Source organism: Actinomycetospora sp. 2LY8.5 (assembly GCF_057180585.1).
In genome coordinates, this window is the sequence record NZ_JBXUHE010000002.1 from 214863 (window position 1) to 233980 (window position 19118).

The window sequence follows — 19118 nt, forward strand, 5'->3', positions numbered from 1 at the left end:
TGCTGGGCCGGGGTCGGTGCAGCGACCCTCCGGTGACGCGGGTGTCGCCGCTGTCGCCGGTGGGTGGTAGGATCGAACACATGAGCGAACCGATGGGTGGCGTGGAGCGGGAGGTGTTCGACCGTGCCCGCGCCCACCTGATCGTTCAGCGACGCGGCTACTACCAGCGGCTGCAGGACATCGCCGCCCTCGCCGCCCTCGCCGCCCTCGATGAGCTCGGGGTGGTCGCGGCCACGGGGTATCGCAGCCTGCCCAACCTGGTCGCCGACCGCGACAACGTCGACCGTCCCGAGGCCAAGCGGCTGGTGGCCGAGGCCGAGGACTTGTGCGCGCGCACCTCTCGGCAGGGTGAGGTGCTGCCGGCCCGGCTGCCCTGTACGGCGGATGCGCTGGCGGCGGGGTTGATCGACCCGGCCCACGTGAAGATCGTCCGCGAGGCGATGCGGCACCTGGGCGGGCTGGCGGACCCGCCGCCGCCCGGGGAGTTGGCGGGGGTGGAGGCGACGCTGGCCGAGAAGGCCCAGATACTGCCGCCGAAGATGCTGCGCCGGCTCGCCCAAGCGTTCGTGGACTTCTTCGACCCCGACGGGGCCGCCCCGCCCGACGGGGAGGGCGACTTCGACGAGCTGCGGATGCTGCGCCGCACGGACGGCTCGCTGGTGTTCAAAGGCCGGCTCGGGGACCCGCTCGAGGCGCAGAAGATGGTCGAGGTGTTCGGGGTGCTGGCCGCCCCCGCCGGCCCCGAGGACCAGCGTGGCCTCGAGACCCGCCACGCCGACGCGCTCAAAGACCTCATCGACGACGCCCGCGGCCCCCACGGCATCGCCACCACCCGCGACGAGCAGATCGACGAGCTCGACACCGCCGCCGACGCGAGCGACGCCGACCTCGGCGAGCCGGGCAACGCCGCGCCCGAGGAGCGATCCGAGGAGCGATCCGAGGAGCCGGCCGAGGAGCCGGCCGAGGGCCAGGCGCCGCCGGCGTTGATCCCCGCACCCCGCCGCCCCCGGGCGGGTCGCGGGGGTTGGACCGAGCGGCCCGGGCGGGTCCTGCTCACCGTCACCATCGACCACCGCTGGCTCTGCCAAGCCCTCCAGGACAAGGGCGGCTACGGCACCCTGGACTCCGGGCACCACGTCGACGCCGCCACCGTGCGACGCCGCCACCGTGCGACGCCGCCACCGTGCGACGCTGGGCCTGCGACGCCGAGATCATCCCCATGATCCTCGGGTCGAAGTCCGAACCCCTCGACGTCGGGCGCCGCCGGCGCACCGCCCCCGACGCGATCCGCCGCGCCCTCAACCTGCGCGACGGCGGCTGCGCGTTCCCCGGCTGCGACCGACGCCCGAGACGCTGCCAGGCCCACCACGTGCGCCCCTGGATCCACGGCGGGATCACCGCGGTGGACACCATGTGCCTGCTGTGCCGGTATCACCACCAGCTCGTCCACCACGGCCACTGGACCATCGAGATGATCGACGGCCGACCCTGGTTCACCCCACCCAGGTACATCGACACCCAACGACAACCCCGGCTCGGCGGACGAGCCCGCATCCCCACCTGACCCGCGTGCCCCGGGGCCGCCGGGACGACGACGCCCGGCACGGCCCGGATCTCGGTCATACTCCGCGCGTGGCCTACGACGAGGAGCTGGCGGAGCGGCTGCGGGACGTCCTCACCGGGCGCGACGGGATCACCGAGAAGCGCATGTTCGGCGGGCTCGCGTTCCTGCTGCACGGGAACATGGCCGTCTGCGCCGGCAGCGGCGGGGCGCTCATGGTCCGCATCGACCCGGCGCGCGCCGACGCGCTCCTCGCGCAGGACGGCGTCGAGCGCATGGTGATGCGCGGGCGCCCGCTGAAGGGCTGGCTGCTCGTCGACCGGGCCGCTCTCGACGACGCGAGCCTGCCGGGGTGGGTCGAGGAGGGCCTGTCCTTCGTCGAGTCGCTACCGGTCGAGTAGCAGCCGGCGCGCCGCGGCGCGTCCGGCCGCGGGTGCGTCGTAGCCGTAGACCCAGGACAGGTCTCCGACGGGACTGCTGTCGCCTCCGGAGAAGCGCTCGCCGTTGCGCCGGGACTGGTCCTGGATCCGGTCGGTGCGCGGTTTGCGGGTGGCCTCGTAGGCGGCGAGGCGCTCGGTCACCTCGGCCGCGCCCATCCCGCCGAGCAGGGCCGCGAGGACCGCGGCGTCCTCGATCGCCTGGTTGGCGCCCTGTCCCATGTGGGGCAGCATCGGGTGCGCGGCGTCGCCGAGCAGCACGACACCGGCTCGCGTCCAGGGAGCGAACGGGTCCCGATCGGCCAGGTCGTAGCGGTAGACGTCGGTCGCTCGGGCGAGGATCGCGGCGGCGTCGGGGTCCCAGCCCGCGTACGCGTCGCGCACCAGCTCGGGGTCGGCGCGGAACGACCACTCGTCGGCGGTCCCGGCCGGCCGGGGCACGAACGCCGCGAAGTTCAGGGTCCCGTAGCGGTCGACGGGGTAGCAGAGCAGGTGGCGGTCGGAGCCCAGCCAGGCGTTCTGGCCGGTGGACAGGTGCTCGGGCAGGCCGTCGCTGTCGACGAAGCCGCGCAGCGCCGACATCCCCGAAGGGCGCAGCTCCGGCGGAGCCGCGACGACCGTGGCGCACCGGGAGCGGAGACCGTCGGCGGCGACGACGACGTCGACCTCCGCGGAGGACCCGTCGGCGAAGCGGACGACGGGCCGCGCAGCGCCGTTCCCGGCGACGTCGACACCGACGCACTCCCGGCCGTGGTGCACGACGCCCGGTCCGAGGCCGTCGAGGACGACGCGGATCAGGTCCGCCCGGCGCGTCCCCAGCAGCCGGCCGGAGTCGTAGTGCGCGATCTCTGCGCCGTCCGCGCCGAGCAGACGCATGGTGGAGATCGGCGCACCCGTCTCGTCGAGGGCGGGCCCGAGCCCGAGCCCGGCCAGGACCCGGTAGCCGTTGCCGGCGAGCCCGAGGCCGGACCCCACCGGCGGCACGGTCTCCCGCCGCTCGTACACCGCGACGTCGACGCCCTGGCGCCGCAGTGCCAGGGCGACCGTGGCGCCCCCGATGCCGCCGCCGACGACGGCCACGCGCAGCCCCGTCACGGCGTGGGCGGACCGTCGGCGAGCAGGGCGCGCACCGCGGCGCGGTCGGGCTTGCCGATCCCGCGCAGCGGCAGGGCGTCGACGACGGCCACCGTGCGCGGCGTCGCCCGCCCGAGGCCGGGCGCGACGGCCGCCCGGAGCGCGTCGGCGTCGACACCGTCGCCGACCACCGCCGCGACGACCCGCGCCCCCCACTCGGCATCGGGCACCCCCACCACGCAGGCCTCCCGGACCCCGGACTGGGACAGCAGCACGCGCTCCACCGTCGCCGGCGCGACCTTCTCGCCGCCGGTGACGATGACGTCGTCGGCGCGGCCGAGGACCTCGAGGCTCCCGTCGGCGCGCCAGGCGCCCAGATCGTTCGTGCGGAACCCCTCCGCCAGGAAGGCCGCGCGATCGGACGCCGAGACCGCCCCCCGGTATCCCGCCGCCAGCGTCGCCCCGCCCAGACGGATGCGCCCGTCCTCCTCGAGCGTCACCGTGACCCCGTCGAGCGGGCGGCCGTCGTAGACGCAGCCGCCGCAGGTCTCGCTCATGCCGTAGGTGGTCACCACCGGCACACCTTCCGCCGCAGCGCGGGAGAGCAGGTCCGCGTCCGCCGCCGCCCCGCCGAGCAGGACGGCGGTGAGGCCGCGCAGGGCGTCGTGCGCCGCGCCGCCCGCGTCGAGGAGCCGTCGCAGCTGCGTGGGGACGAGTGAGGTGTAGGCGACGCCCGCAGCGAGAGACGCGAACGCCTCCGCGCGGAAGCCCGCGCGCAGGTCCATGGCCACGGCGGGCAGCCCGGCACGCGCCGAGCGCAGGAGCACCTGCAGGCCCGCGATGTGGTGCGCGGGCAGCGCGAGCAGCCAGCGCCCCGGCGGCCCGAGGCGCGCGTACGTCGCGTCAGCCGACGCGGCCAACGCGGCGGCCGGCAACAGGACGGCTTTCGGATCCCCGGTCGACCCGGTCGTCGTCACCACCGCGGCGATGTCGTCGTCGACCGGGGCGAGCAGGTCGGCGCGGGACGCGGGGTCGCCGGGTCCGGTCGGGAGGACGGCGGGTGCGCGGCCCCCGAGCGCCGCGAGCGCCGCGTCGCCCAGCGCGGTCGCCGCCTCGGGGCTCCCGTCGGTCGGGACCGTCTGGACCGCGCGCACCCGCTCTAGGCTAGACGCGATGACGGAAGTGAGAGTGGCCGCGCTGCCGCTGCGCACCCGCTTCCGGGGCATCACCGTGCGCGAGCTCGCGCTGGTGGAGGGCCCGGTGGGCTGGGGCGAGTTCTGCCCGTTCCCCGAGTACGACGACGCCGAGGCGCTCGCGTGGTGGCGTTGTGCCCGCGAGGCCGCGCACGATCGGTGGCCCGCGCCGCTGCGCGACCGCGTCGAGGTCAACGTCACCGTCCCGGCCGTCGCCCCCGAGCACGCGCACCGGATCGTGACGGCGTCGAAGGCGCGGACCGCCAAGGTCAAGGTCGCCGAGAAGGGTCGCGACACGGCCGAGGATCTCGCCCGCGTCGAGGCCGTCCGCGACGCGCTGGGGCCCGACGGGCGCGTGCGCGTCGACGCCAACGGCGGCTGGGACGTCGACGGGGCGGTCGCGGCGATCGGTGCGCTGACCCGGGCCGCCGGCGGGCTGGAGTACGTCGAGCAGCCGTGCGCGTCGGTCGACGAGCTCGCCGCGGTCCGCCGCCGCGTGGACGTGCCGGTGGCCGCCGACGAGTCGATCCGCCGCGCCGAGGACCCGCTGCGCGTCGTGCGCGCCGAGGCCGCCGACGTCGCGGTGCTCAAGGTGGCGCCGCTGGGCGGGGTCCACGCGTCGCTGCGCATCGCCGAGGCGATCGGGCTGCCGTGCGTGGTGTCGTCGGCGGTCGAGAGCTCGGTCGGCCTGGCCGCGGGGCTCGCTCTCGCCGGAGCACTGCCGGAGCTGCCGTTCGCGTGCGGGCTCGGGACCGCGGACCTGCTCGCCGCCGACGTCGTCGACGAACCCCTGCATCCGGTGGCGGGCTTCCTCGACGTCCCGCGCCGGCCGCCGGAGCCCGACCCCGCGTTGCTCGCGCGTTACGCGGCGGATCCGGCGGCCCGCGACTGGTGGACCGCCCGCCTGGCCCGGGTACAGGGACTCGCATGAGCGACAAGGACGACCGTCTCGATGCCGGCCGCGAGATCGTGCGCGCGAAGCAGGCGCACGGGGTGAGCTGGGCCGAGCTCGCGAAGGCCCTCGACCGGTCCCTGGTGTGGACCACCTCGGCCCTGCTCGGCCAGCAGCCCCTCGACGCCGAGCAGGCCGGGACGATCGGCGCGCTGCTCGACCTCGACGAGGAGACCGTCGAGGCGCTGACCTTCCCGCCGGTGCGCGGCGACGCGGCGCTCGACCCGACCGAGCCCGTCACCTACCGTCTCCAGGAGGCGTTGCAGGTCTACGGGTCGAGCCTCCACGAGCTCATCCGCGAGGAGTTCGGCGACGGCATCATGAGCGCCATCGACTTCACCCTCGACTTCGAGCGCGTCGAGGATCCGAAGGGCGACCGCGTGAAGCTGACCTTCAACGGCAAGTTCCTGCCCTACAAGGTGTGGTGACAACACCCGGACACGCCGGTCGGAGCTGAGGTGGTTGCCCCCTGCGTCCGAGTAGCGTGCGCAGCGTGACCGCCGCGCCCACGCAGAACTCGGCGCCCTCGTCCGGCCCGTCGGCCGGGAAGGACGAGGACGCCGCAGCGAGCGCGGCCGGACCCGACCCGCGCCTCGAGCACGGGCCGCCCGAGCACGTCCGCACCGCGTTCGGCGTGCGCGAGTCGGTGCCGCGCCCGCGCCCCGACCTCCCGGGCCCCGCCTGGCGCTGTGACGGGCTCGTGCTGCGCCCGGTCGCCGACACCGTGCTCGCCGCGTGGTCGGCGGGCGCGATCGAGGACCTCGCCGCGATCGGCGTCGACGGTCTGCGCCTCGCGCGGCCGGTGCGGGCCAGCGACGGCCGCCGGGTGGTCGCCGGGTGGGCCGCGAGCCACGACGTCGCCGGCCGCGTCGAGCCGCGCCACGACGACGTCGTCGCCGCCTCGCTGCGGCTGCACCGAGCCACCGCGCGCCTGGAGCGCCCGCGACTCGTCGACGACCGCGACGACCTGCTGGCCCGCGCCGATCGGGCCGCATTCGGCGAGCGCACGATCGCGCTCGACGCCGAGACCGGCGGCACCCTGTTCACCGAGCTCGCCCGCCGGCGCCGTCCGTTGGAGCGTCCGTCGCAGCTCGTGCACGGCGACCTGTTCGGCACCGTGCTGTTCGACCCGTCCGACCCCGGCGTTCCGCCCGCCGTGCTCGACCTCGTGCCGTTCTGGCGCCCGACCGAGTGGGCGGCCGCGGTCGTGGTGATCGACGCGCTGGCCTGGGGCGGCGCCGACCCGGGCATCATCACGCGCTGGGCGCACCTCTCGGCGTGGCCGCAGATGCTGCTGCACGCGCTGCTCTTCCGGCTCGCCGTGCACGCGCAGCACCCGTCGTGCACCCGCGAGTCCCTGCAGGGCCTGGAGCACGCCGCGCGTCTCGTCGGCAGCGTGCTCCCGCCCGCCTGAGCGCGCACGGCGGCTCGCGCCGCGCGTGACGCGTCCCGCAGGCGGGGTTCGCGTCCTCGCAACACGTGGTCATCACGGCGTAACACGCGCTTCCTAACGTCCGCCGCGAACGAGGGGTCGACGCGACGGCCCCCGCGCGGCGCGGCCGGATCTCATCCGCCGTCGCCCTCCACCACCACCGGTCGTCCGCGCGGGCACCGGGTGAGGAGGCGAGATCATGACCGCAGCGCCGGCCCAGCCGCGAGGCAGCCTGCTGCGCGGACGCTGGATCGACGACTGGCGTCCCGAGGACGAGTCGTTCTGGCGGAGCACCGGTAAGAAGATCGCCAACAGGAACCTGTGGTTCTCGGTGTTCTCCGAGCACATCGGGTTCTCGATCTGGACGTTGTGGTCGGTCCTCGTCCTCTTCATGCCGAACGCGGAGTTCGGCCTCGACGTGGCCGGCAAGTTCTTCCTCGTCGCCATGCCCACGCTCGTCGGCTCCGTGCTGCGCCTGCCCTACACGATGGCCGTCGCGGTCGTCGGAGGCCGCAACTGGACGATCATCTCGGCCGCGCTGCTGCTGGTGCCGACGGTCCTCGCCGCGGCGATCGTCGAGCCGGGCGTCAGCTACACGACGCTGATGATCCTGGCCGCGATCGCCGGGGTCGGTGGCGGCAACTTCGCCTCGTCGATGACCAACATCAACGCGTTCTTCCCCGAGAAGGCGAAGGGCGCGGCGCTGGGGATCAACGCCGGCGGCGGCAACCTCGGCGTGGCGGTGATCCAGCTCCTCGGCCTGCTGATCCTGGCCACGGCGGGCCCCGGCGTCACCGGCATCCGGATCCTGCTCGGGATCTACATCCCGCTGATCGTCGTGGCGACGCTGCTGTCCGCGCTCTACATGGACAACCTGTCCTCGGTGCGCAACGACACCGGCGCACTCAAGGAGGCCACGCGCGACGCGCACACGTGGATCCTCTCGTTCCTCTACATCGGGACGTTCGGGTCGTTCATCGGCTACAGCTTCGCGTTCGGTCTCGTGCTGCAGAACCAGTTCGGGCGGGACCCGGTCGGCGCGGCCGCGCTGACCTGGATCGGGCCCCTGCTCGGGTCGCTGATCCGGCCGGTCGGCGGCTGGCTCTCCGACCGCCTCGGCGGCACCAAGGTGACGTTCTGGAACTTCGTCGCCATGGCCGTCGCCGCGCTGATCTGCATCTGGGCGTCGAGCATCGAGTCGCTGCCGGTGTTCGTCGCCGGCTTCGTGCTGCTGTTCATCACCTCGGGCATCGGCAACGGCTCGACCTACAAGATGATCCCGGCGATCTTCCGGACGAAGGCGCTGTCGGAGGCGGGGAGCGACGTCGAGGCGGCCCTGCTGCGGGCGCGGCGCGTGTCCGGCGCGGTGATCGGCATCGCCGGCGCGATCGGCGCCTTCGGCGGCCTGCTGATCAACCTCGCGTTCCGCCAGTCGTTCCTGACGGTGCAGAGCGGCGTGCCGGCGTTCTGGGCGTTCCTCGCCTTCTATGCGGTCTGCTTCGTCGTCACCTATGTCGTCTACCTGCGTAGGGCGAGGTCGGCGATCGACCCGAAGACCGGCGCCCGGCTCTCCTACGCGGAGGTGTGATGGGCTCCCGCACGGTGGTCGTCGTCGGCCACGGGATGGTCGGTCACCGGTTCGTCGAGAGCCTGCGGCGGCGTGACTCCGAGGGCCGCTTCCGGGTCGTGCTGCTGGCCGAGGAGTCCCGGCCCGCGTACGACCGGGTGGCGCTGTCGTCGTACCTCGGCGACGCGTCGGAGGACGATCTGGCCCTCGCGGACGAGCAGTTCCTCACCGACGACCTCGTCGACGTGCACCTCGACGACCGCGCCGTCGACGTCGACCGCGCGGCGCAGGTCGTGACGACCGCGAGCGGGCGGCGTGTGCCCTACGACGAGCTCGTGCTCGCCACGGGCTCGGTGCCGTTCGTGCCGCCGGTGCCCGGTCGCGACCTCGACGACGTCTTCGTCTACCGGACCCTCGACGACCTCGACGCGTTGCGTGAGGCCGCCGAGCGGGCGACCGCCCGCGCCGGCGCCGGGCGGCGCGCGGGGGTGGTCGTCGGCGGCGGGCTGCTCGGGCTGGAGGCCGCGGACGCGCTGCGCACCCTCGGCCTCGTCCCGCACGTGGTGGAGATGGCGCCGCGGCTGATGCCGGTGCAGGTCGACGAGGGCGGGGGAGCGCTGCTGCACCGGCTCGTCGGCGACCTCGGGCTGCGGGTGCACACGGGCGTCGGTACGTCCTCGATCGTGCGAGACCACCGCGGTGGGCTGACCGTCACGCTCTCCGACGGCACCGAGCTGGACGCCGCGGTCGTCGTGTTCTCCGCCGGCATCCGTCCGGCCGACCAGCTGGCGCGCGACATCGGGCTCCCGGTGGCCGAGCGCGGCGGGGTGCTGGTCGACGGCCGGTGCCGCACGCAGGACGAGCGCATCTGGGCGGTCGGCGAGGTGGCCGCGGTCAGCCAGGAGGGGTCGCCACCGCGCACCTACGGGCTGGTGGCGCCCGGGTACGCGATGGCCGAGGTCGTCGCGGACCGGCTCACCGGCGGCGACTCCCGGTTCACCGATGCCGACCTGTCCACGAAGCTCAAGCTGCTGGGCGTCGACGTCGCGAGCTTCGGCGACGCGCACGCCGCGGCCCCCGGGGCGCTCGAGGTGCGGCTCGACGACCCGGTGACCGGGACGTACGCCAAGCTCGTCGTCTCCGACGACGCCCGGACCCTGCTGGGCGGCGTCCTCGTCGGTGACGCGTCGAACTACGAGACGCTGCGCGGGTTCCTCGGCGAGACGCTGCCCGGGGACCCGATGGCGCTGATCGCGCCCGCGTCGGACGGAGCGGTCGGCGTGGGCGTCGACGCCCTGCCCGACGGTGCCCAGATCTGCTCCTGCAACGCGGTGAGCAAGGGCGCGCTCGTCGAGGCGATCCGCTCCGGCGAGGCGTCGACGGTGCCCGAGCTCAAGGCGTGCACGCGCGCCGGGACGACGTGCGGGTCGTGCGTACCGACGCTGGGCAAGGTGCTCACGGCGTGCGGCGTCGAGGTGTCCACGGCGCTGTGCGAGCACTTCTCGCAGTCGCGCGCGGAGCTCTACGAGATCGTCATGGCCACGGGGCTGACGACGTTCTCGTCGATCGTCGGGGCCTACGGTCGGGGACGGGGCTGCGACGTCTGCAAGCCCGCGATCGCCTCGATGCTCGCGACGCTCGCAGGCGGGCACGTCCTCGACGGCGAGCAGGCCGCCCTGCAGGACACCAACGACCACTTCCTCGCGAACCTGCAGCGCAACGGCACCTACTCGGTGGTGCCGCGGCTGCCCGGCGGCGAGGTCAGCGGCGAGGGCCTCATCGTCATCGGCGAGATCGCCCGCGACTTCGGGCTCTACACGAAGATCACCGGTGGGCAGCGGATCGACATGTTCGGTGCGCGCGTCGAACAGCTGCCCGCCATCTGGCGCCGGCTCGTCGACGCGGGGTTCGAGTCGGGGCACGCGTACGGGAAGGCGCTGCGCACGGTGAAGTCGTGCGTCGGGACCGACTGGTGCCGCTACGGCGTGCAGGACTCGGTGTCGCTGGCGGTCGCCCTGGAGCTGCGCTATCGGGGGCTTCGGTCGCCGCACAAGCTCAAGAGCGGCGTGTCCGGATGTGCCCGCGAGTGCGCGGAGGCCCGGTCGAAGGACTTCGGGGTGATCGCCACCGAGACCGGATGGAACCTCTACGTCGGCGGCAACGGCGGCTTCACCCCGCGGCACGCGGAGCTGATCGCGTCGGACCTCGACACCGCGACCCTGGTGCGCACGATCGACCGGTTCCTCATGTTCTACGTGCGCACCGCCGACCGGCTGCAGCGCACGGCGTCGTGGGTCGAGGGGCTCGAGGGCGGCCTCGACCACCTCCGCGAGGTGATCATGGAGGACTCGCTGGGCATCTGCGCCTCGCTCGACGAGCAGATGGCGCGGCACGTCGACAGCTACGCCGACGAGTGGGCGGCGGTGCTCGACGACCCGGCGAAGCTGGCGCGGTTCACCTCGTTCGTCAACGCGCCCGGCGCGCCCGACCCGAGTGTCGAGTTCGTCGACCACCGCGGGCACCGCGTCCCGGCCGGCATGAAGGACGGCCAGCCGACGACGGTGCCGGAGCTCGGCTTCGGGCCGCAGGTGATCGCGGGCCCGCGTCTCCCCGTGCGGGACGCGGAACGAAGCGGAGCCGGACCATCGAGGCGTCCTTCCCAGGAGGTGGGCGTGTGACCGAGCTGCAGGACCGCACCTGGACCGCCGTGTGCCCGCTCGAGCGGATCCAGCCCGAGCGTGCGGTCGGGGCACTGGTGGACGGCGAGCCCGTCGCGATCGTGCGCACCCACGACGACCGCGTGTTCGCGGTGCACAACGTCGACCCGTTCTCGGGGGCGTCGGTGCTCTCGCGCGGCATCGTCGGCGACCTCGGCGGCCGGGCCGTCATCGCCTCGCCGCTGTTCAAGCAGCACTTCGCGCTCGAGGACGGCCGGTGTCTCGAGGACGACGGTGTCGCCGTGGCGACCTATCCTGTGCGGGTGGTGGACGGCGTCGTACAGATCGGGCATCCGTGACCGCCCCGTTGTCGGGGTGGCGCGTCGGGGTCACGGCCGACCGGCGCGCGGACGACCAGGTCGACCTGCTGCGGCGCAAGGGCGCCGAGGTCGTGCACGGCCCGACGATGCGGATCGTGCCGCTGGAGGACGACGCCCAGCTCGCGGAGATCACGCGCGGGCTGGTGGCGGACCCGCCGGCGGTCGTCGTCGCCACCACCGGGCAGGGGTTCCGGGGGTGGCTCGAGGTGGCTGCGTCGTGGGGACTCTCGGAGGATCTGCATCGGGTGCTGGGGTCGGCGACGCTGCTGGCGCGCGGCCCCAAGGCGCGCGGCGCGATCCGCGGGGCCGGGCTGCGCGAGGCGTGGTCGGCGGACGAGACGGAGTCGTCGCCGGAGGTGCTGGCGCACCTGCTGGCCTCGGGTGTCGACGGGGAGCGGATCGCGGTGCAGCTGCACGGCGACCCGATGACCGACTTCCTCGCGTCGTTGCGCACGGCCGGCGCGGACGTCGTCACCGTGCCCGTGTACCGGTGGGAGCCGCCGCCGGACCTGCCCGCGGTCGACGCGCTGATCGACGCGATCGTCGGGCGGGACATCGACACCGTGACGTTCACCAGCGCGCCGTCGGTCGAGGGGCTGGTGCACCGGGCCTCGGCGCGGGGGCTGGGTGACGAGGTGCTCGCGGCGCTGCGGTCGGGGGACGTGCTGGCCTGCTGCGTGGGTCCGGTGACGGCCGCGCCGCTGGAGCGACTCGGCGTCGTCGGCATCAGCCCGGAGCGCTTCCGGCTCGGGGCGATGGTGAAGCGGCTGGAGGAGCACGCGCGCGCGGTGGGGTCGGCGGCGGGCGCGTGAGGGCTCCCGCACTGCTGCTGCTCGCCCACGGGACGAACGACGCCGCGGGGTGGGCGACGATCGAGCGTCTCGTCGCGGCGGTCTCGGAGTCGCTGCCCGGGGTCGAGGTGCGTCTGGGCTACGCCGGCGTGGTGGGACCGTCGTTGTCCGACGTGCTGGCGGGGTTGCCGGGGCCCGTGGTCGTCGTGCCCGCGTTCCTGGCGTCGGGGTACCACGTGCGCGTCGACGTCCCCGAGCAGATCGCGGCGATCGGCCGGGACGACGTCGTCGTCGCCGAGCCCCTCGGGCCGGACCCGGAGCTGGTCGGCGCACTGCTCGACCGTCTCGCGGAGGCCGGGTCGCGGCCGGGCGACACGGTGGTCCTCGCGGCGGCGGGCTCGACCGATCCCGCCGCGCAGGAGGACCTGCGCACCGCCGCCGCGCTGTTGACCGCGCGCGTCGGGCACGAGGTGCCGGTCGGCTACATCGCGGGCGGCGAGCCACGCGTGGCGTCGGTCGTCGCGTCGACCTCGGCGCGCGGGCCCCGGGTGGTGCTCGCGACCTGGCTGCTCGCGCCCGGCGCGTTCCACCGGTGGCTCGCCCGGGCGGGCGCCACGGTCGTGGCCGAGCCGCTGGGCGACCACCCGGACGTCGTCGCCGTCGTCGTCGACCGGTACCGGGCGGCGGCATGAGCGCCCCGGCCGGCATGGCCGTGCACCTCTACGCCTCCGACGGGCGCTGGATCGCCTGGTACCGGCCGGGGCTGCCGTACGTGTGGAGCACACGGGACCGCTGGATCGGATGGTTCCCGTGGTCACGGGAGCCGACGCCGGAGCCGCGCGACGACATCCTCGACCCTGCCGACACCTACCTCGGCACGGTCGTCGGTGACCGTCTGCTCGCCCGCGTCGTGCGGAGACCGCGCGCGTTCCCGTCGCGGGTCCCGGAACCGCAACGTCCGGTCGGTCCGCCGGATGTGGAGCGTGCGCAGGCCGTCGCTCCGCCGATCGGGTTCGTCGACGTCGATCCATGGTGGCTGTTCGGCGACTGAGCGCCACCCCGGTGTTTACGAACCGTCACGATGGGGTGATGCTGTCTCCATGCTCGCCCGCGTGATCGGCACGATCGTGATCATCCTTGTGCTGTTCGCGATCATCTCGAACCCCCAGGACTCGGCGGCGACGACCCGCAACGGTGTCGAAGCGCTCGGCGACGTGGGCTCCTCGATCACCGTGTTCCTGACGAGCGTGGTCGACAGCATCGCGGTCAGCACGGGCTCGGCGCCGGCAGGCTCGTACAACTCGACCGTCCCCGCCGGCGGCGTGGAGACGGGCGACGGTTCCACCCCCACCGTCCGCTGAGTTCTCGGGGTCGTCGGACACCGGGTCGTGCGCCGGTAGTGCGAGCACCGGCGGTGCGAGCGATGCGGCATCGCTGGCATGTGACGCCAGGATCGCCACATCCTCGATATGCGACACGCCGTGTAAGGGGTGCTCAGGCTCCGCGCTCGAGGTCGTCCACGTAGATCACGTCGGGGGAGGGGAGGAGTGCGGCGACGGCGAGGCCGTCGTTGACGTCCTTCTCCACGCCGTCCGGGTCGTCCCGTGTCTGGGTCGGTCGGCTGCTCACGACCACCAGGCCGGCATCACGGAGCGATCGCCGGCGACGTGCCGTGACCTCGACCTGCTCGGAGGTCGCGAAGTGCTGCTCGACCGAGTCGATCTCCCACACGAAGCCGACCTCCTCGACGCAGGCGTCCACGACCGCGAGCAGGCGGCCGTCGGGGCGCAGGACCCGCACGTTGAACCGCGCGGGCGGTAGCCCACGAGACAGCCACCACTCGCGGCCGTCGAACTCCGCGGCCGATCGGACGCCAGCCCGGAGAGCCCGCAGGACCGATCGCGGCGCCGCCGTTCCCTTGCGGCACCCGGCCTCGAGCTCCTCCTCGAGCTGCTCGACGAGGATCATCTGTCGTTGCACGGGCTCGGCCATCAGGGCGGCGATGCTCGTCGGCTCACGCCGGCGCCGCGCCTCGTCGAGAACGGCCCGGACCAGCGGGGCGACCGCGAGGCCGTTCCGCTCCAGCGACCGCGGCGGGCGCGTCGTCCGTTCGACGAGGACGAAACCGACGCTGCGCACCTGGCGGCGTGCCGGCACCAGGACGTGGACGATGTCGTCGTCAGGCACGCGCCGCAGGCCGTGGTGCCGCTGCGCCGAGGTCCCCGTGAGCATCGCCCCGGGCCCGCAGTAGAGCAGCGCGGCGATCTCCCGCTCGCGCCGCGTCGGCGTGCCGTTGTGCAGCAGGATGGTCCCTGGCAGGAGGCGCTGCCAGGGGCCGGCGTGCCGGCACCGGCGGTAGACCGTCGTCTCGTCGATCCCCAGCGCGACGAGGGTGCGCACGGCGATCACGCCCTCGACGCTCGCCTCCATCAGCCGTTCGAGATTCCAGTCGCCGGGTCGCATGGCGTCGAGCGTCGTGTGCGGGTGTCCAACGGCGTGAGCGGGCGGTCGCGTGCTGTGGATGAGCGCCGGGGGTGGGGATGCACGGAGAACGTCGTGACCGGTTCGTTCGACCGGACGTCTCAGCGACCCGCTCCGGTTGTCCTCAGGGCTCATGGCCGGGTTCCTCGCGCTTCGCCCGGCGTGTCGCGCACCGAGGATGTGGCGATTCTGGCGTGAGACGCCAGCGATGCCGCATCGCTCGCAAAGCCCGCAGGGCCGCCGTTCGGCGGGCGAGTCACCGCGGTGAAACACGACGCGAAGGACGACCCGCTCTCGTAGTCACGAGGAAACACTTCGGAAATGGGCGGTTGGTGTGCTCGATCGCAGCGCGAGGTCGGCGAGGACCTCGCTGCTTCCCCCGCATCCCGACCGTCGGTCGGTCGCCGCCGTCGGCGGTGAACACCACTCGAGGAGAACCAGCATGACGAGCACCGAGCTCTCCGACGTCGAGAAGAAGAGCCTCGAGGAGATCCCGCACCCCTCGCTGCCCGAGGGCTCGAGCATCTACGGCGGGACGAAGGTCTTCCCCGACCTGCAGGCCGAGAGCGGCGAGTCCTACTTCACGCTCGTGCACGGCATCGCGCACGAGTCGTCGGTCAGCTTCGTCGCCGTCCTCCAGGCCACCCGCGCGCTGCGCAAGGGCTTCGATTCGGCGATGTACTTCTACGGGCCCGGCTCCCTGAACTGCCTGGCCACGCGCGGTTTCCCCACCACGGGCACCTCGGCGTTCCCCGGTGAGCACAACATCAACGACCAGCTCAAGACGTTCATGAGCGAGGGCGGCAAGGTCTACTGCTGCCGCTTCGGGCTGTCGCTGCACGGCGCCCGCGAGGAGGACCTCATCGAGGGCGTCATCCCGACGCACCCGCTCGACGTCCAGGACGCGCTCATCTACTACGCCCGCAAGGGCGCGATCATCAACTCGACCTACCAGCTCTGACGCGCCGCGGCCGGTGCGGGGCCACCCGCACCGGCCCGTGCCAGCCCCGCGTCGAGAGCCCAGGAGGTCCGCACATGTCGTCTCCGCACGATCTCGGGCTGCCGATCCGTTCCACCGTGGCCGCCCGCTCCGAAATGGCCGTCCGCGGCGTCGCGCTCGACCTCCCGTCCGACACGCCGACCACCACGACGGACCTCGGGACGACCATCCCCCTGCGCCGCCCCGGTGGCGCCGGGCCGTCCGCCGACGGCCACGTGCTCGTCGACGGCCTCAAGACCACGGTCCCGATCGACCCGGCGAGCCCCTACCGCCTGCGCAACGGGCGGCTCGTCCGGATCGGCCCCGACGCCGGCGTCACCGACCTCGGCGTCGAGGTCGACACCGTCGCCCGCCCCGCGTTCTACGACCTCGTGACCGCGGACGGCATCGCCTACGAGAAGATCGCCCGCCTGCACGGCAACGACGTCCTCGCGACGACGGTCGTGCAGACCTGCGTGCGCTACGGCGAGCAGGACCGGTGCCGCTTCTGCGCCATCGAGCAGTCGCTGGGCAGTGGCGCGACGACGGCGGTGAAGACGCCCGCCCAGCTCGCGGAGGTCGCCGAGGCCGCGGTCCGCCTCGACGGTGTGAAGCAGATGGTCCTGACCACCGGAACGAGCAACGGCCGCGACCGCGGCGCCCGTCACCTCGCGCGCTGCGTGCGCGCGATCAAGGCCGCGCTGCCGAGCCTGCCGATCCAGGTGCAGTGCGAGCCCCCGGCGCCGGAGGACCTGGCCGCGCTGCGGGAGCTCAAGGACGCCGGCGCCGACGCCATCGGCATCCACGTCGAGACGCTCGACGACGCCGTGCGCGCCCGCTGGATGCCAGGCAAGGCGACCGTTCCGCTCTCCCAGTACTGGCTGGCCTGGGACGAGAGCGTGCGTCTGTTCGGCGCGAACGCCGTGTCGACCTACCTCATCGTCGGCCTCGGCGAGGACCCCGACGAGCTCGTCGCCGGCGCCGCCGAGCTCGTCGAGCGCGGCGTCTACCCCTTCGTCGTCCCCTACCGCCCGATCCCCGGCACGCTCGCGTTCGCCGACGGCGACCCCGCGCCCGACCCGGAGCTGCTCGCCGAGGTCACCGCGCGCGTCGCCGAGGTCCTCGTGGCCGCGGGAATGCGCGGCGCCGACCAGGCCGCCGGCTGCGCGGCGTGCGGCGCGTGCTCGGCGCTGCCGGCGGCGGGGGGCTGAGCACGATGTCGCTTCTCGACGACCACTCGCTCGGACTGTGGGCCGCCGACGAGATCCTCGGCGGCCGCGCCCCCCGGCCCGCTCGCGACGTCACCATCGCCGAGGCGCCCGCCATGGACGCCCGGCACCCCGACGTCACTGCTCACCGGGCCCTGCGCCGTGCGGTGTTCGTCGACGACCAGGGCCTGTTCCGCGACTCGATCCACGGGGCCGCCGGCGACCTCGACGAGCACGACCACGACCCGCGCGCCGTCGTCCTGGTCGCCCGCGACGGCGCCGGCGAGGTGCTGGGTGGGGTCCGCCTCGCGCCCGTCGACCCGGACGCCACGCGCCCCGACCTCGGCTGGTGGACGGGCAGCCGCCTCGTCGTCGCCCCGACCGCACGGCGACGCGCCGGCGTCCGCGTCGGGGCCACGCTGGTCCGGGCGGCCGTCGCCCGCGCCGAGGCGGCCGGAGTGCTCCGGTTCGAGGCCGACGTGCAGACGGCCAACGAGACGCTCTTCCGCCGGTTGGGCTGGCAGCGCGTCCGCGACACCACGGTCGCCGAGCGCCCGCACGTCCGCATGCGCCGGCCGATGGGGCGCTTCGCCGACCTCGTCGCGGCGACGAAGGCCCCGCTCGGCGAGCTCGTGGCCGGGCTGGCCGGGTCGGGCATGCACGTCGGCGACGACGGGGCACCGGTGCCCGGCAGCGACGTCGTCGCGGCGTGCGACGCGATCCTGCCCGCCATGGTCGAGCGCGACCCGGAGTGGGCCGGGTGGTGCGGGGTGCTGGTCAACGTCAACGATCTCGCCGCCATGGGCGCCGTGCCGACCGCGCTGCTCGACGCCGTCGGCGCGCGCGACGCGTCGTTCGCCCACCGGGTGCTCACCGGGCTGCGCGCCGCCGCCGATGCCTACGGCGTGCCGGTGATCGGTGGGCACACCCAGCTCGAGGTGCCCGCCTCGCTCGCCGTCACCGCGCTCGGTCGCACGTCGACACCGGTTCCCGCGGCCGGCGGGCGTCCCGGGATGCCGGTGCGGCTCACCGCCGACCTCGGCGGCATGTGGCGTCCCGGCTACACGGGACGGCAGTGGGACTCGACGTCGACGCGCGCGCCCGCCGACCTGCGGGCGATGGTGGCGGCGATCGGCCCCGACGCGGTCGCACGGAATCCGGGCACCCGGCCGGCGGCCGCGAAGGACGTCTCGATGGCCGGGGTCGTCGGCACGCTCGGGATGCTCGCCGAGGCGTCGGGCACCGGCGCGGTGCTCGACGTCGCTGCGGTACCCCGGCCGGGCGGGGTGACCGTCGCCGACTGGCTGACCTGCTTCCCCGGCTTCGCGCTGCTCACCGCCGACGAGCCGGGCGCGCCCGCCCCGTCGGCGGGTCCGGCGACGAGCGCCGTGTGCGGGGAGCTGACGAACACCGCCGGGGTGGCCCTGCGCTGGCCCGACGGCGAGCTGACCGAGGCCGTCGCGGGCGGCGTGACGGGGCTGGGTGCTGCGCCGATGACCGAAGGGAACCACCGATGACCGTGAGGACGTTCGCCGCCGCCGCGGCGGAATTCGGCCGCGACATCGAGCAGAGCTTCGCGACGATCTCGACGCTCCTCGGGCAGGCGCGGACGGCGGGCGCCGATCTGCTGGCGCTGCCCGAGGCCGCGCTCGGGGGCTACCTGTCGTCGCTGCACGACGATCCGGCCGAGAACGATCCGGCCGGCGTGCCGCCGCAGCTCGATCTCGACGGCCCCGAGATCCGCCGGCTGGTCGAGCTGGCCGGCGACACCGTCGTCACCGCGGGTTTCTGCGAGCGCGGCGACACGGCCTCGGGCGGGCGCCCGTACAACAGCTGCGTCGCGGTCACCGGCGACGGCGTGCTCGGGCACCACCGCAAGGTCCACCAGCCGCTGAACGAGGACGCCTCGTACGCCGCGGGCGACCGCTTCGCCGCGTTCGACACGCCGATCGGCCGGCTCGGCATGATGATCTGTTACGACAAGGCGTTCCCCGAGGCGGCGCGCGCCCTGGCGGTCGACGGGGCCCGGATCGTGGTGTGCATGTCGGCGTGGCCGGCGGCGCGCACCGATCCGGCGCCGGTGCTCGCCGACGACCGCTGGACCCGCCGGTTCGATCTCTTCGACCGCGCGCGGGCGCTGGAGAACCAGATCGTGTGGGTCTCGGCGAACCAGGCCGGGACGTTCGGCGACATGCAGCTCGTGGCGAGCGCGAAGATCGTCGACCCGGGCGGCGAGGTGCTGGCCACCACCGGCACCGCGGCGGGCCTGGCCGTCGCGTCGGTGGACGTCGACGCCGCCGTGGACGCCGCGCGCCGCTTCATGGGGCACCTGCGCGACCGGCGTCCCGCGTCGTACTCCACCGCGCCGGCCGTGCCCGTCACCGCGCGGGCCAGCTAGGTCCGACG

The 19118-nt window shown here is 74.3% G+C and carries 20 protein-coding genes; 17 read left to right on the top strand and 3 right to left on the bottom strand.

The features are described from left to right. Positions 1-80 precede the first annotated feature (80 nt). The 3 genes from AC2A1K_RS03365 to AC2A1K_RS03375 all read left to right on the top strand — a co-directional run bounded on the left by AC2A1K_RS03365 (position 81) and on the right by AC2A1K_RS03375 (position 1962). Complete coding sequence (locus AC2A1K_RS03365) at positions 81-1223, top strand: DUF222 domain-containing protein (protein ID WP_483894897.1); 1143 nt, start codon at positions 81-83, stop codon at positions 1221-1223. Then, the gene (locus AC2A1K_RS03370; protein ID WP_483894898.1) at positions 1220-1564 is read left to right on the top strand and encodes an HNH endonuclease signature motif containing protein; all 345 of its coding nucleotides are present in this window, start codon (positions 1220-1222) and stop codon (positions 1562-1564) included. The genes AC2A1K_RS03365 and AC2A1K_RS03370 overlap by 4 nt, the downstream gene beginning before the upstream one ends. A gap of 68 nt (positions 1565-1632) precedes the next feature. After that, positions 1633-1962: a TfoX/Sxy family protein gene (locus AC2A1K_RS03375; protein ID WP_483894899.1), complete on the top strand. Its 330-nt coding sequence runs from the start codon at positions 1633-1635 to the stop codon at positions 1960-1962. On the opposite strand, the gene AC2A1K_RS03380 is transcribed toward AC2A1K_RS03375, so the two are convergent. Both AC2A1K_RS03380 and menE read right to left on the bottom strand, forming a co-directional pair. Next, complete coding sequence (locus AC2A1K_RS03380) at positions 1948-3093, bottom strand: FAD-dependent monooxygenase (RefSeq protein ID WP_483894900.1); 1146 nt, start codon at positions 3091-3093, stop codon at positions 1948-1950. The genes AC2A1K_RS03375 and AC2A1K_RS03380 overlap by 15 nt on opposite strands. Then, positions 3090-4226, bottom strand: a complete 1137-nt coding sequence (gene menE, locus AC2A1K_RS03385) for an o-succinylbenzoate--CoA ligase (protein WP_483894901.1) — start codon at positions 4224-4226, stop codon at positions 3090-3092. The genes AC2A1K_RS03380 and menE overlap by 4 nt, the downstream gene beginning before the upstream one ends. Positions 4227-4245: 19 nt before the next feature. On the opposite strand from menE, the gene AC2A1K_RS03390 reads away from it, so the two are divergent. From AC2A1K_RS03390 to AC2A1K_RS03435, 10 genes are all read left to right on the top strand, one after another. Further along, complete coding sequence (locus AC2A1K_RS03390; RefSeq protein WP_483894902.1) at positions 4246-5196, top strand: o-succinylbenzoate synthase; 951 nt, start codon at positions 4246-4248, stop codon at positions 5194-5196. Continuing rightward, positions 5193-5645, top strand: coding sequence for a cyanase (gene cynS, locus AC2A1K_RS03395; protein WP_483894903.1), 453 nt, complete (start codon positions 5193-5195; stop codon positions 5643-5645). The genes AC2A1K_RS03390 and cynS overlap by 4 nt, the downstream gene beginning before the upstream one ends. Positions 5646-5710: 65 nt before the next feature. Then, entirely contained in the window at positions 5711-6631 is a 921-nt protein-coding gene (locus AC2A1K_RS03400; RefSeq protein WP_483894904.1) for a TIGR02569 family protein, read from the top strand. Between the two features lie 217 nt (positions 6632-6848). Next, the gene (locus AC2A1K_RS03405) at positions 6849-8237 is read left to right on the top strand and encodes a nitrate/nitrite transporter (RefSeq protein WP_483894905.1); all 1389 of its coding nucleotides are present in this window, start codon (positions 6849-6851) and stop codon (positions 8235-8237) included. Then, positions 8237-10894, top strand: a complete 2658-nt coding sequence (nirB, locus tag AC2A1K_RS03410; RefSeq protein ID WP_483894906.1) for a nitrite reductase large subunit NirB — start codon at positions 8237-8239, stop codon at positions 10892-10894. Before AC2A1K_RS03405 ends, nirB begins: the two co-directional genes overlap by 1 nt. Then, the gene (nirD, locus tag AC2A1K_RS03415; RefSeq protein WP_483894907.1) at positions 10891-11232 is read left to right on the top strand and encodes a nitrite reductase small subunit NirD; all 342 of its coding nucleotides are present in this window, start codon (positions 10891-10893) and stop codon (positions 11230-11232) included. The genes nirB and nirD overlap by 4 nt, the downstream gene beginning before the upstream one ends. Continuing rightward, on the top strand, positions 11229-12065 hold the full coding sequence (locus AC2A1K_RS03420) for a uroporphyrinogen-III synthase (protein WP_483894908.1): 837 nt from the start codon (positions 11229-11231) through the stop codon (positions 12063-12065). The genes nirD and AC2A1K_RS03420 overlap by 4 nt, the downstream gene beginning before the upstream one ends. Continuing rightward, positions 12062-12736 carry a sirohydrochlorin chelatase gene (locus AC2A1K_RS03425; RefSeq protein WP_483894909.1) on the top strand — a complete coding sequence of 225 codons (675 nt, stop codon included), beginning with the start codon at positions 12062-12064 and terminating at the stop codon, positions 12734-12736. The genes AC2A1K_RS03420 and AC2A1K_RS03425 overlap by 4 nt, the downstream gene beginning before the upstream one ends. Beyond that, a complete protein-coding gene (locus AC2A1K_RS03430; RefSeq protein WP_483894910.1) occupies positions 12733-13095 on the top strand; it encodes a hypothetical protein in 363 nt (120 codons plus the stop codon). The genes AC2A1K_RS03425 and AC2A1K_RS03430 overlap by 4 nt, the downstream gene beginning before the upstream one ends. A 61-nt stretch (positions 13096-13156) precedes the next feature. Next, positions 13157-13405, top strand: a complete 249-nt coding sequence (locus tag AC2A1K_RS03435; RefSeq protein ID WP_483894911.1) for a hypothetical protein — start codon at positions 13157-13159, stop codon at positions 13403-13405. A gap of 133 nt (positions 13406-13538) precedes the next feature. On the opposite strand, the gene AC2A1K_RS03440 is transcribed toward AC2A1K_RS03435, so the two are convergent. Continuing rightward, positions 13539-14507, bottom strand: a complete 969-nt coding sequence (locus AC2A1K_RS03440) for a hypothetical protein (RefSeq protein WP_483894912.1) — start codon at positions 14505-14507, stop codon at positions 13539-13541. A gap of 460 nt (positions 14508-14967) precedes the next feature. Here AC2A1K_RS03440 and AC2A1K_RS03445 point away from each other — a divergent pair, with 460 nt between their 5' ends. The 4 genes from AC2A1K_RS03445 to AC2A1K_RS03460 all read left to right on the top strand — a co-directional run bounded on the left by AC2A1K_RS03445 (position 14968) and on the right by AC2A1K_RS03460 (position 19110). After that, positions 14968-15486 (top strand): MSMEG_0572/Sll0783 family nitrogen starvation response protein, encoded by a 519-nt coding sequence (locus AC2A1K_RS03445; RefSeq protein WP_483894913.1) that lies wholly within the window; start codon positions 14968-14970, stop codon positions 15484-15486. 74 nt (positions 15487-15560) lie between these two features. Then, complete coding sequence (locus AC2A1K_RS03450) at positions 15561-16715, top strand: MSMEG_0568 family radical SAM protein (RefSeq protein ID WP_483894914.1); 1155 nt, start codon at positions 15561-15563, stop codon at positions 16713-16715. Further along, positions 16685-18229, top strand: a complete 1545-nt coding sequence (locus AC2A1K_RS03455; protein WP_483894915.1) for an MSMEG_0567/sll0787 family protein — start codon at positions 16685-16687, stop codon at positions 18227-18229. The genes AC2A1K_RS03450 and AC2A1K_RS03455 overlap by 31 nt, the downstream gene beginning before the upstream one ends. Next, entirely contained in the window at positions 18226-19110 is an 885-nt protein-coding gene (locus tag AC2A1K_RS03460) for a carbon-nitrogen hydrolase family protein (RefSeq protein WP_483894916.1), read from the top strand. Before AC2A1K_RS03455 ends, AC2A1K_RS03460 begins: the two co-directional genes overlap by 4 nt. Positions 19111-19118 lie beyond the last annotated feature (8 nt).

What these genes read in the sequence shown, in the direction of transcription:
- AC2A1K_RS03445 (WP_483894913.1), top strand. Translation starts at nt 14,968, where the DNA reads ATGACGAGCACCGAGCTCTCCGACGTCGAGAAGAAGAGCCTCGAGGAG.
- nirB (WP_483894906.1), top strand. Translation starts at nt 8,237, where the DNA reads ATGGGCTCCCGCACGGTGGTCGTCGTCGGCCACGGGATGGTCGGTCAC.
- AC2A1K_RS03390 (WP_483894902.1), top strand. Translation starts at nt 4,246, where the DNA reads ATGACGGAAGTGAGAGTGGCCGCGCTGCCGCTGCGCACCCGCTTCCGG.
- AC2A1K_RS03365 (WP_483894897.1), top strand. Translation starts at nt 81, where the DNA reads ATGAGCGAACCGATGGGTGGCGTGGAGCGGGAGGTGTTCGACCGTGCC.
- AC2A1K_RS03405 (WP_483894905.1), top strand. Translation starts at nt 6,849, where the DNA reads ATGACCGCAGCGCCGGCCCAGCCGCGAGGCAGCCTGCTGCGCGGACGC.
- AC2A1K_RS03460 (WP_483894916.1), top strand. Translation starts at nt 18,226, where the DNA reads ATGACCGTGAGGACGTTCGCCGCCGCCGCGGCGGAATTCGGCCGCGAC.
- AC2A1K_RS03450 (WP_483894914.1), top strand. Translation starts at nt 15,561, where the DNA reads ATGTCGTCTCCGCACGATCTCGGGCTGCCGATCCGTTCCACCGTGGCC.
- AC2A1K_RS03370 (WP_483894898.1), top strand. Translation starts at nt 1,220, where the DNA reads ATGATCCTCGGGTCGAAGTCCGAACCCCTCGACGTCGGGCGCCGCCGG.
- cynS (WP_483894903.1), top strand. Translation starts at nt 5,193, where the DNA reads ATGAGCGACAAGGACGACCGTCTCGATGCCGGCCGCGAGATCGTGCGC.
- AC2A1K_RS03440 (WP_483894912.1), bottom strand. Translation starts at nt 14,507, where the DNA reads ATGCGACCCGGCGACTGGAATCTCGAACGGCTGATGGAGGCGAGCGTC.
- AC2A1K_RS03430 (WP_483894910.1), top strand. Translation starts at nt 12,733, where the DNA reads ATGAGCGCCCCGGCCGGCATGGCCGTGCACCTCTACGCCTCCGACGGG.